An 11290-nucleotide genomic window follows, 5' to 3' on the forward strand; every position below is an offset into this window, starting at 1 on the left:
CGCGCGCCGTCCGGAGTCGCCGACTACACCGGGACACTGACCCTGACCTCGGTGGGCCGGGCGCCGGCGCTCTCGGCGGGGGTGAAGGCGAACGCGGACACCCCCGTGGCCAGGGTGTGGTCCCGGCCCACCGAGGTCAGGGTCAGTGTCCCGGTGTAGTCGGCGACTCCGGACGGCGCGCGGGTCAGGCCGAGGGAGGACTTGTCTCCGGCGAGCCTGGCCACCCTCCCGTCGGCGCCGAGCGCGATCCCGAGCATGCCGGTGCCGAGGAACGTCCGGGAGCCGTCCCGCACGTAGTACGACACGAACCTGTCGGGGCCCAGGACCTGGCAGGTCTGGAGGGGGCCGTAGGTGACGGTGACCCCGTCGCCGGCCCAGGCGAAGGAGGAGACCGTACGCTGCCGGTCGGTGATCAGGGCCCGGCGGAAGGCGCTGTCGTCCGGCAGGTGCCGGACCGGGTCAGTGGCCGTACGACCGGAGTGGGTGAGCAGGGTCGACCGGGTCCAGCAGGCGCCGCCGCTGTCGGCGGTGCCCCACGCGAGGGCCTTGCCGTCGGGGGAGCGCAGGGCGTCGGTGAACGTGGAGGGCCGTTTCGCCGGCAGGAGGTCGCGGACGGTTCCGCGCCGGTCGACGGCGGCCAGGGTGCCCTGTCCTCTGGTGACGCCGGGCCCCTCGGGCAGCGCGGCGAAGACGACGACGTCGTCGGGTCCGCCGGCCGCGAGGGTGGCGTACGCTCCGCGGCCCTTCGCGAGCGGCACGCGGCGCGCGGGCTCGGCCGGGAAGCCCGGAGGAAAGAGTGCGAGGGAGGAACCGTCGGCCGCCAGGGTCGCCAGGTCCTCGCCGAGGAAGCCGAGGCCGTGGCAGGGGCAGGCCTGGGAATAGGGCTTGCCCGTGGTGACGTCGTAGAGGTGGAGCTCGCCCGTGCCCGCCGAGCCCTCCTCGTCGAGCCAGGCCAGGCGTCGGGCGTCGGGCGACCAGACGACCTTGGTGGGCGGCGCGGCCCCGGTCCGGGCGGCGAGCCAGGTGCGGCCCGCCGCGTCCGACAGCATCACGGTCCGCCTCTGCGGCTGGACGAAGGCGAGCACCGGGTGGGCACGGTCCGGTGCCGGTCCGGCGGCGCCGGTGGCGCGGGGACCGGCCGCCGGAGCGTCGTCGTTCGCCGTGCAGCCGGCCGCGGCGACCATCCCCGCGAGGAGGAGGGCCACCAGCCGTCGGACGGGCCGGCCGCCCCCGCGCCGAGGGCCCGGCGTGGCCTCCCCGGCAGGTCTCCGCCCGGTCGGCGGGCCGACCGGAGGACGGACGGAAGCGGTGCGGCCCGTCGGTCCGACGGATTCCCGGGGTGATCGCGGTGTGTCGTCGTGTCGGCGGGCCGGGACGGGACCGGAAGGACGTACGGATGCCATGACGGTCTCACTTCTTCTCGGCGCACAGTTCGCGGTACTGCTCGTCGGGTCCGACGAACTCCTTCCACTCCTCCTCCGTGAGCCCGGAGCCGGTCCAACGGCACAGCACCTCGCCCCAGTCGACGGAGCCCACCCGCCAGAGCTCCACCGGACCCGGGGGACGGTCGCCCTCCCGGCCCACGGACGCCCGGGTGATCCCGGCCAGCACCTCGCCGTCGGGAGACCAGCGCAGATGGATGAGGAGGTCGGTCCCGGAGACCGGGAGTTCGGGCAGGAGGGTGTCGCCGGTGCCCGTGTCCCGCACCGTGACCCGGTCTCCGTACCCGACGGCGACCTGCTTGCCGTCGGGCGACAGCGCGATCGAGGACGGCGCGGTCACCGCGCCGGTGAGGCGCAGCGGATCGCCTGTCGCGTGCAGGTCGGCGTCGAGGAACCGCACGGTGTTGTCCAGGCCGAGGAGGGCAACACGTGTCCCGTCACGGCTCCAGGCGAACCGGTGGACGCGCGGGGTGTCGACCGCCCGGGTGGTGCGGGTGACGAGGTCGACGAGGACGAGGCGGGCGTCCGCGCCGCCGGGCCGCTCAAGGGCGAGGGCGAGTGGCCGGCTCTCGTGCAGCGTGAACCCGAGCCCCTCGCTCGCGCCGAGCGCGACGGTGCCCAGGGGCTTCCAGGTGCGGGTGGACCACAGGTACAGCGGTCCGTCGACGTGCCGGGCCACGAGCAGGTCGCTGTCCGGTACGAACCCGACGCCGACGGCGATGCGATGGGCGCTGGTGCCCCGGTCGGCGTTCGGAAGCCGAAGGCCCCGCAGCCAGGTCCCGTCCCGTTTCCAGACGGCGATGTTCGACGCCCCCTGGAACTGGCCTGCGGAGGCCACGAACGCGGGGGAGGAGGCCGCGTCGTTGATGAAGTGGCCGGAGGCCGGATACTCCGTCCGGACCGGGTACTCGGCCATCGCCGGGTTCTGCTGGTAGGCGAGCGGGCCCGGATCGATGCGCTGGAGGCCGTAGGACAAGTTGCCGCTGACATCCGTGAGCAGCAGCGACCCGTCCGGGTCGAAGGTGGCGGTGCTCGATGTCTCCGCGGGGAGCAGCCCGAGCGGTCCGGGACGCCGGTCCAGAACGCCGACCCAGCCGTCACGGCCGGCCGTGACCACGGTGAAGCTCTCGCCGACCGCGGCGGCCCCCGTCGCCCCTCCGCGCGGCCGCTCCAGGCCGCGGCTGGAGGCCGCGTCGCCCCCGGTGCCCAGGGGGATCAGCGCGGCGCCCCCGTCACCCGCGATGACGACGCTCCCGCTGTGACCGATCAGAACCTTGGGGAACTGGGCCAGGCCGCCGACGGGGTAGTCGAGTTGACGCCTCTTCTCCCGGTCCCACGCCAGTACTCCGCCCGGGGTGGCCAGCACCACGACATCCTCGTCGGCCCCGATGGCGGCGGCCCGGCCCGGGATGTCCTCGCTCTCGATCTCGGCCTGGATCTTGTGGCCGTCCAGACCGACCGAGACCACCCGGTTGTCGTCGAGGAGCAGCACGGCCCGCTCCTCGGCGGGGAGCTGTCCCGAGACCCAGGGGCTCGTCGCCACCGTGGCGTCGACCACGCTCCACCGGTTGCGCGGGTCACCGCCCTGGCCTGCCCTTGCGCAGGCGGACTGCTCGCGTGTGAGCAGGTCGTACTGGGCGATCGCCCCGTCGTTGCGCACCTCGACCAACCGGCTCCCGCTCTCGGTGAACGCGGTCGCCACCGGGTACGTGTCGGGGCCCGTGCAGCTGGGCTCGGGGAGGGTTCCGAGCAGCTCAGGTATCGGGCCCTGGGCCGAGTACAGGACGGTGCCGTCCTTCCCGTGAGCGGCGAGCATGCCGCTCTTGGCGCCCAGCACCAGCCCGCCGAGCTCGCCCTTCACGGACCCCAGCTGCCTACCGGTCCGCAGGTCCCATGACTTGAGGTAGGGGTCGTCCCCGGTCGTGTACACCCGGTTCCGCCCGTCGTCTACGGCGATGCTGTCGACGGTGCCGGGGCTGGCCTTCCAGGAGAGCCGGAGCCCCGAGTTGGCCTCCAGGACGTCCCGCATGGCCTGTTCGGCGTTGTGGGTGCCGGGGGCGATCCGCTGCCCGGCCAGCGCGAGCAGCCCGGCCAGTCTCGGCTCGCTGCTGCGCCGTGTCATCGCCTTGGCGACGAGGCCGGCGGCGAGCGCCTCCCGGGCCTTCGTCTGCCCGCGCAGGTACAGCGCGTACGTGGTTCCACCGCCGATCAGGGCCAGCGCGATCAGGACCCCGATGACCGGCCGGAGGGAGCGCAGAAGGGCCGGCATGTCGACGGTGCGGGCTGCCTTCGCGGCCTGAGCGGCGGTGTGGACCGGTCGCAACTGGGCCGAGCGGTCGCCCTCCCAGGCGTCCTCCGCCCGCTGTCGGTCCTCGTAGGGGAGGACGACGGTCTGGCCGTTGTGGACGACGCCGAGCTTCGCCTCGTAGCCGCCCACCGAGGTCAGCCGGCCCTCCGTACTCCCGTCGAGCGCGCCGATCAGGGCGATCCGGGGGTTGAGCCGCCGCCAGCCGGTCGGGAGGCGCCTGACCCCCTCGGCCCGCGCCCGGCCCGCCTCGCCCAGGAGTACGGCGAAGGCGCAGCCCAGCGAGGGGTCGGTGGCCATCGCGGTGACCCCCTCGTCGTCGGCGAGCGACCAGAGGACGGTTCCCCGGACCCCGCCGCCCGCCGCGATCCAGGCGTGACGCAGCGAGGTGTGGAAACCCTCGTCCGCCCGGAAGCCCGACATGGTGCGCGGGTCCGGCACGAGCGCGGGCGGCCCCTCCGACAGCTCCGCCACGCTCAGTACGCCACGCACGCCGGTGTTCCCGCCGTCGAACAGCACGCTCGCCGACGCCACGGGCTTGAGCTTGGGCAGCGCGCCGTCGAGCGTCAGCAACCACAGCAGCAGCGGTAGTTCCGCGTCCCGGCGCTGTGGCCCGAGGCCGTTGAGCAGGCGCCGGATACGAGCCGGATGCCCGGCACGACCGGGCGGTAAGGAGCGGAGGAGCGCGTCCGCCGACCCGCCGGGGGCCGGTAACCGGGCCCAGGAGTTGTCGAGCCAGCGCAGGCCGGCGTCCAGCTGCGCCGCGGCGCCGTCCAGGTCGTCGACGAGGGCGAGTCCGAGCGCGGCGGAGGCGCGCAGCGCCTGGACGACCCCCGGCTCCGCGTCCCTCGCCGGGCGGAAGGGCGGATGGTCCGCCAGGGCGGGGACGGTGGTCCGCGCCGCCGCGCGGGGCGTCATGAGTGTGTGGACCTGGGTCGTCTCGTCCCGAACGAGACGGAGCGTCGCCACGTCCTCGGCGGCGATCCTTTCGCGCAGGTACGCGAGTGCGGGCTGCGCGGTCGAAAGGAGGGCTTGGCGGGCCGCCGGCCGCTTACTCATCGGGAGCCGCGGCTCTCTGAGTAACCTTCCGATGTCCAGCGGCGCGGACGGCGTATCCGCCATCGTCCCCCCCTCGCGCACGACCCGGCGGAGCGGTCCGCGCCGGTGAAGAACACATAGTGGCACCGGAGACACCCGCGCAGGAGGAACTTCGCGACATCCCGTTCTCTTGGGACTTCTGGTAAGACACCGGCTCTTGGGGGATGAGACGGATCGCAGCGCGGGGGCTGCGGGGCGGTGCTGGCTACCAGGGCGGGGCCGGAGAACCATCCGCTTCCAGACCGAATCGCCGTATGCCCTCCATGACGGCCGGGTCGACGGCCCGTCCCCGCAGTCGCCCGAGCTCCGACAGGGCCTCCAGATCCCCGACGTCGGCGGCAGACCGCCACAGCCGCTCCGCGCCCGCGCGGTCGCCTGCCGCCCTTCGCCGCGCGACCATTTCAGGGATGGCTTCCAACAATCCTTCCTCGGCGGCCCGTTCCCATAACCGCTCGGCTCCCGCAGCGTCGCCGGCGTCCTCGTACCGCTTCCCCAATGTCTTCAGGGCCAACACACCTGGCTTCACCAGCGTAGACGGCGCGAGGTACTCGCTCGATCAGCCCGGTACCAGTAGGTAGGGTCCGATCATGACTGCTGATTGGTATGTCCTCATCGAGGAGGACACCCGCATCACCGAGCGCGCCGAAGGCACGGAACTCAAGCTGCACCGATGGGCCCTGACGGGCACGCACCTGATCGGCCCGGACCAGTCGGAGGCCGTCGCGGCAGCCGAGGACGCGGCGCTCCACCACGTCCCGAGCCTGATCGCCCGGCACGCCCGCYGGGGAGACGAGCCCGCCCGCCACGCCCTTCTCGCCCAGGACGGTTCGTGGATCGTCCTGGTGAGGCAGCGGCACCGGGTGAGTCACATACGTGTGTCGACGGCCCGTTTGGTGCACGAACGAGAAGAGAGGGAAGCGCCGCCGAAGAGCCTGAAGGAGAAGCTGCGCAGCACCATGGAGGGCCCGGAACCGACCCCCGACCCCTGGTCCTGGCCGCCGGAGGACAAGGCTTCTCGGACCTGAAGCGCCGCGGACAAGCGACCCCGTCGCTGTCCAGGCTCGTCGGCCTGAGCGCCCTGAACCACCGGCTATGTCGCCGTCCGGGCCCCGTCGCTGACCATGTGACCGTCCGGTCGCACGCACCGGCCGCACGCCACCGGTCGCCGTCTCCGGCCGGGCCCTCGTGCCCGGCGGCGACGCGGGCTCAGGTGTCGCATGTGCCGACGACCGGCCGCCTGCTCGTGCTGCGTGTCCGTCAGGAGCCCAGCGGACGGCAGGCGGTAAGACGTCGATGCCGATGGAGAAGGACCCGGTACGGACCACGCCGGCTGGCATGGCCGCCGTCACGTCGAGGGAGCCACCTCAGCGCACACCCGCTCAGGCCTTCAGGGTGGTCTCGTCACCGGGGTAGTTGTGAGAGCAGGTGTACGAGCTCGTCCGAGAACTCCGCCATGTGGGGCTCGGCGCAGTACTGGACCGTGCAGGCCGCCGAGAGGAGCTCCACCACCGAGTAGTCGCCCTGCGACAACATTCCGGCAGACATCCCCAAGGGGACGACGAAGTCCGCTTGGGCGGAATCCGAGAGCGAATCGATGAAGTCGGTGTCCTCCGACAGGACCATAGCCACGATCGCCCTGAGATCTCCTGTCAGCTCGGCTGTGTTCACGCTGCGGGAGAGACCGATCATGTCGTCGTACTCGGCGAATCCGAATCGGTTCACTCGCCGATGCTGTCTACTCACGTCGTTTCCTCGGTAGTTCAGTCGTGTCGTCATGGAACCACGGGACGGGGGCAGGTCGGTCCGACTGGGGGGAGTTCGCCTGTGCCGAATGAGTACGAGTACTCAGGCGGCCGCTGTCCGCCGGACCGCAGAGTACGGACATGCGATCGATGCCTCTCTCGAAGCCCCTGATCACCGCCGCAGTCGGCGGTGTCCTCCTCTTGGCCGCCGGCACGCAGAGCGCCTATGCCACCCCCAAGACCTCCGCTCCAGCTGGCAAGAGTGTCGCCTCTGTTCGCACCCCCGCCGCGTACGTCCCACCCCGCGCCATCACCGTCCCGCCGAGAGCATCCGAGGCCGAGGCACGGTTCCTGGAGTTGGCCGACCTCATCGCGCAGAGCTGCGAACCGATGGTCTTCGGCGCTGTTGGCCGCGGCGCGCGGGTGACGGTTCCCGACTCCACCATGCCGGTCCTGGTGGACCCGCTGCCGTTGACCCCGACGGAGGTGTGCGCGGCCCAGCGGCACCAGGCTCGTATCGGCAAGGCGTTCTCCGGAAAGGAGACGGGCACGTATGAGCGGCTGCGGGACGGGCTGACGAACCTGCGGTACCCCGGAGCGCGGATCCATCGCGCGCCGAACTTCGCGGGCAGGCCTGTGGTGAGGCTCGACGTGCGTGTGGGAGCCGACCACCTGGCCCTGGAGGTCACCGACATCGGTAACGCTGTCATGGTCAGGGCATTCGGAGCACCGCAGTACGCGAGCGTGACCGAGGTCCGGCTGGAGCGGGAGGTGGACTGGCCCACCTCCTGAGTTCTTCCCGGGTCGCCGCGTGCCGCGGGCGGAACCTCCGCCGTGGACGCGGCGATCGTCGTGCGCCCGGAACCCCTGCCACCTGCAGAGTCAGCGGAAGAGGGCGACGACTCCGTTCACCCAGATCGCGAGGAACGCGGTGGCGCCCACCAGGCAGCCGCCCCTGGCCAGTACACCGCCGACGGTCCACGGCGCCGACGGCGCCTCCTCGTACGTCTCCTCCCGGTCGTCCCGGTAGGAGGCGGGGTCGTCCCAGCCGACGGGGCGACCCAGCTCCTCGGCGCGGGCAGTCCGCGGGGCGATCAACTGCTCCTCCGCGGAGACGGTGGAGGCCAGCGCTTCCGGGCCCCGCCAGGCGAGGGCCTTCATCTGCCGCACATGATCGGGTATCGCACGGATCCCCATCGACGTGTTTGTTGCCCGGCGACGGCGACGGCGACCACGACCGAGACCGCGACCGCGACCGCGAGTCGATCGTCCGGCGGTGGGAGCCGGGCGGACGTCCTCCTGCTGGCCGGCGCGCGCGGGGGAGTGGCAGGCAGCCGAGGCCTGCAAGGGGGTGGGCGTCAGAGAACGGCGAGCCGGTCCACCAGCAGCTCCACTCTCTCCGCGGCGTCCGCGGGAAGGAGCCGCCTCGTTCGCGTGAGCGTCGCCAGCCCATGGAGGGACGCCCAGAACACCTCGGTGAACATCCCGGGGTGGACGGTGTCGCCGGCGACGTCGGCGAGTGTCTCCTGCAGGGAGGCGAAGGCGTCCTTGAGCGGTTCGGGGGTGTCCTCCTGCGCGTAGGGCAGGCCGCCGTCGAGTTGGAAGAGGGCGTCGTAGACGGCGGGATGACGCGCGGCGTAGTCGAGATAGGCCTGAGCGAGGGCGGTGACGCGTTCGCGAGGGCCATCGGCTTTCGAGGTCGCGTTGCGGATGGCGGCGGCCAGCTCCGTGGCGCCCTGGAGGGCGACGGCGCCGATGATCTCGCGTTTGCCGTTGAAGTGGCTGTAGAGGACGGGCTGGCTGTACTCGATGCGCTCGGCGAGGCGGCGGGTGGTGACGGCATCCCACCCCTGCTGCTCGGCGAGTTCGCGGGCTATGGCGACGATGAGTCGCTCACGGTCTGCCCGCTCGCGCTGCTTGCGTTCCTGTACCGACATAACTCGATGCTAGCACCGCTAGACAATGGAGCGGCAGTAGCACTAGCGTTGCCTCATCGGCTAGCAACGCTAGACACCGGGAGGGGTCGCCACCATGCTCACCGCACTCGAGGTCGTCACCATCGTCATCACCGGCCTGATGGTCGGAGTGGAGTTCTCCGTCGCCTTCGTCATGAACCCCATCTTCAACGCACTGCCCGAGGACAGCGGCCAACTCGGCCGCGCGCACGGCGGACGGATGCTGGGTGCCGTGATGCCGGTCTGGTACATCGGATCACTGATCCTCACGGCCGCCTGGGCGGTGGCGGGTTGGGGGCAGGACGGCGCCGGCCTCGTCATCACCGCCGGCGCGCTCCTCATCGTCAGCGTGCTCATGTCCGTCCTGCTGCTCGTCCCGATCAACAACCGGGGCAAGACCTGGACGCCCGAGAACCGGCCCGCCGACTGGAAGCAGCAGATGAAGCGCTGGGACAGCTACCACTACGCCCGCGTCGCCGTCATCATCGCCGCCTTCACCCTCCTCGTCGTGGCCCGCGCCTGACAGCAGGCCGCGAGCCGTCATGCACCCGGGCGCCCCGTCAGGATCCCGCGCCACATGTCCGGCGCCCGGCCCGCGCCACCCCGCTCACTCCGTGTTCATCCAGCCGGTCGAGACCCACAGGGAAGCAACGATGTCGTTGAAGAAGATCAACACCATCCTGGCCGCTGCCCTCATCCTCTTCATCCTCTGGTTCGGGTCGGAGTTCATCCTGTGCCCGGAGCTGACGGCGCCGGGGTTCGGTCTGCCGGGCTGGCCGCCCGGTGACGGTGGCGGCTTCCTGATCATCAAGGGGATCAGAGGCGTGGTGATGGCCCTGGTCCTGGGCGTCCTGCTGATCACCGGTCACCGCAGGGCGTTGGGCTGGGCCATGCTGGTGGAATCCCTTGGCGCGTACGGGGACATGACCACCGTGCTTGCCCACCACGGCTCCACGGCGCCTGCGATCGGCATCCACGGCCTGACCGCGACGCTCATGGTCGTCAACGGCCTGCTGCTCCTGCGCGAGCCCCGCACTTCAGCGGCGAAGGCGATAAGGGTCGAATCGAAGGCTGTGCTGCCCGCGTAACAGCCGCTGCACTGCTGCCAGTCGGCAGAAACAGGAGTCAGGCGGAGAGGGGGTAGGACGGTGGGCTCATCTGCTACGGACTTCACATACCACGCGGTGGTCCGTATGCCTCGCGGGTGTGCTCCCCCGGCCCTGTGAGCAGGTACTCGAGCCGAACGGGACCGGGGTAGAAGGTCGCGCTGTCCCAGCCGGCCATCTCCTCGCCTATCAGATACCGATAAAGCCACTCGGCGAAGGCCATGGGATGACCGGCCCATTCGCCCTCTGCCCCCTGAACCACGAGGCCGTCGGCGAACCCGTACACCTCTGGTGCAAGGAAGACGAGAGCTCCCGGGTCCGTGCTCGCAAGGGGGATGAGCCCGTCGGGGGTGCCGAAGGCAATCTGCGGTCGATTGCAGATCACGCGGGGGTCCTCGTCGGGCTCCAGGTCGTATGACTCCCACCGGCTCGCAGCCCAGACCTGCGACGTCTTCCGGATCTCCTCGCCCAGATCCCGCCATGGACAAGCTGGATGAGACGAGAGGTAGAGGTGGCCGTTGAGCTGGACAGGAGCGTAGGCGTCGACGATCGCCTTGTAGTCCGCGGGGAGCCCTCTACCGAGTTTCTGCTCCAGACGAAGCCACGCGGCAGGATCGGCGAACCGGCTGCCAGCCGGCCCGAGCATGTCGAAGACGGGACTCCTCCAACCAGCCCTCGTCCCACGACAGATCGCTGTCGGAGATCACGAACTCCCGCTCCTCGGAAACCATTTCGTGTCCGGCGGCGATCAATGCGGCGACGAGCGCGTCGCAGGCGCGTCCCGCCGCGTCCGCGGGTCCCGCGTGCCGCTGCGTCACGAAGCGCTCGTGCCGCCCACCCGGTCCCGGCAGCGCCCGGCGCGCGTTCCACGACACGTGCGCGCCGTGCGGCACGACGAGGTTCTCCAGGGCCGTCCGGTCGTACACGGGGGGCAGCACCAGCTTGACGTGGTGCTCGAAGTAGCCGCCGCCGGGACCCGCGGGCTCCGTGCTCCACGGCACCGTCTCCACCTTGACCCGCGCCGGCTCGAAACCGGCCTCCCGCAGCCCGGACACCACCGCCGGATGCCCCGTGCGGCCGCGCAGGGTGAGCATCGGCTGCACCGGAGTGCGGCCCCGCGCGAGGACGATGGTGGTGACCTTCAGCGCCCGGTCCGCGGCCCAGACACCGAGGCGGGTCAGCTCGCCCTCGCTGCGGCACCGTACCGTCACATGTGTTTCGAAGACGTCGTGTACCTCGTTCATCTCCCACCCCAGGAACACCTTGCGTATCGCCGCGAGTCTGGCAGACGTGTGCCCGGGGGCGCCTCCGGGTTTCCGCCGGGGGAGCCGTAGGCTCACAGCCGACGTCGACGGGAGACTGGGATGTGGAAGCGGGCCCTCGACCGGGCCGGGGTGAGGGAACCACGGCTGCGGCGGGACTACACCGAACAGCGAGCGGCCGTACGGCGGTTCACGACGGCCGAGTACATGGCGGCACGCCTCCTGCTCCCCGCCGCGCTGCTGCCGCACGTCGTGGCCGCTGTCGCGTTCATGCACGACACCGACGACCGGATCGACCGCGGCACACCGGACGAACGCGCGGCCGCGCTCACCGAGTGGGACGGCCTCGTACGCAAGTCCCTCGCGGAAGGCGACTCCAC

The 11290-nt window shown here is 71.5% G+C and carries 11 protein-coding genes and 1 pseudogene; 5 read left to right on the forward strand and 7 right to left on the reverse strand.

The genetic code is table 11. The features are described from left to right. Positions 1-23 precede the first annotated feature (23 nt). Complete coding sequence (locus tag EAO70_RS34470; RefSeq protein ID WP_148006758.1) at positions 24-1205, reverse strand: hypothetical protein; 1182 nt, start codon at positions 1203-1205, stop codon at positions 24-26. A 205-nt stretch (positions 1206-1410) separates the two neighbouring features. Continuing rightward, positions 1411-4806, reverse strand: a complete 3396-nt coding sequence (locus EAO70_RS34475) for a WD40 repeat domain-containing protein (RefSeq protein ID WP_148006759.1) — start codon at positions 4804-4806, stop codon at positions 1411-1413. A 626-nt stretch (positions 4807-5432) separates the two neighbouring features. Here EAO70_RS34475 and EAO70_RS34480 point away from each other — a divergent pair. Continuing rightward, a complete protein-coding gene (locus tag EAO70_RS34480; protein ID WP_148006760.1) occupies positions 5433-5870 on the forward strand; it encodes a hypothetical protein in 438 nt (145 codons plus the stop codon). 376 nt (positions 5871-6246) lie between these two features. On the opposite strand, the gene EAO70_RS34485 is transcribed toward EAO70_RS34480, so the two are convergent. Continuing rightward, positions 6247-6621, reverse strand: coding sequence for a hypothetical protein (locus tag EAO70_RS34485; protein WP_148006761.1), 375 nt, complete (start codon positions 6619-6621; stop codon positions 6247-6249). A 107-nt stretch (positions 6622-6728) separates the two neighbouring features. On the opposite strand from EAO70_RS34485, the gene EAO70_RS34490 reads away from it, so the two are divergent. Continuing rightward, positions 6729-7379 (forward strand): hypothetical protein, encoded by a 651-nt coding sequence (locus tag EAO70_RS34490; RefSeq protein ID WP_148006762.1) that lies wholly within the window; start codon positions 6729-6731, stop codon positions 7377-7379. A gap of 90 nt (positions 7380-7469) precedes the next feature. Here the strand turns inward: EAO70_RS34490 and EAO70_RS34495 are convergent, their stop codons facing one another. After that, positions 7470-7784, reverse strand: a complete 315-nt coding sequence (locus tag EAO70_RS34495) for a DUF6584 family protein (RefSeq protein ID WP_315986267.1) — start codon at positions 7782-7784, stop codon at positions 7470-7472. Positions 7785-7945: 161 nt separating this feature from the next. Further along, positions 7946-8524 (reverse strand): TetR/AcrR family transcriptional regulator, encoded by a 579-nt coding sequence (locus tag EAO70_RS34500; protein WP_148006763.1) that lies wholly within the window; start codon positions 8522-8524, stop codon positions 7946-7948. 94 nt (positions 8525-8618) lie between these two features. Between EAO70_RS34500 and EAO70_RS34505 the strand changes: the two genes are divergently transcribed. Next, on the forward strand, positions 8619-9065 hold the full coding sequence (locus EAO70_RS34505) for a DUF1772 domain-containing protein (protein WP_148006764.1): 447 nt from the start codon (positions 8619-8621) through the stop codon (positions 9063-9065). 130 nt (positions 9066-9195) lie between these two features. Then, the gene (locus tag EAO70_RS34510; RefSeq protein WP_148006765.1) at positions 9196-9630 is read left to right on the forward strand and encodes a DUF4267 domain-containing protein; all 435 of its coding nucleotides are present in this window, start codon (positions 9196-9198) and stop codon (positions 9628-9630) included. An 82-nt stretch (positions 9631-9712) separates the two neighbouring features. On the opposite strand, the gene EAO70_RS34515 is transcribed toward EAO70_RS34510, so the two are convergent. Both EAO70_RS34515 and EAO70_RS34520 read right to left on the reverse strand, forming a co-directional pair. Beyond that, a complete protein-coding gene (locus tag EAO70_RS34515) occupies positions 9713-10294 on the reverse strand; it encodes an SMI1/KNR4 family protein (RefSeq protein ID WP_148006766.1) in 582 nt (193 codons plus the stop codon). Continuing rightward, positions 10224-10892 (reverse strand): hypothetical protein, encoded by a 669-nt coding sequence (locus EAO70_RS34520; RefSeq protein ID WP_261993191.1) that lies wholly within the window; start codon positions 10890-10892, stop codon positions 10224-10226. The genes EAO70_RS34515 and EAO70_RS34520 overlap by 71 nt, the downstream gene beginning before the upstream one ends. A 120-nt stretch (positions 10893-11012) precedes the next feature. On the opposite strand from EAO70_RS34520, the pseudogene EAO70_RS38290 reads away from it, so the two are divergent. Next, a pseudogene (locus EAO70_RS38290) lies at positions 11013-11290 on the forward strand (hypothetical protein); the annotation flags it as partial.

The organism is Streptomyces sp. adm13(2018) (genome assembly GCF_008042145.1).
Classification (GTDB): Bacteria; Actinomycetota; Actinomycetes; order Streptomycetales; family Streptomycetaceae; genus Streptomyces.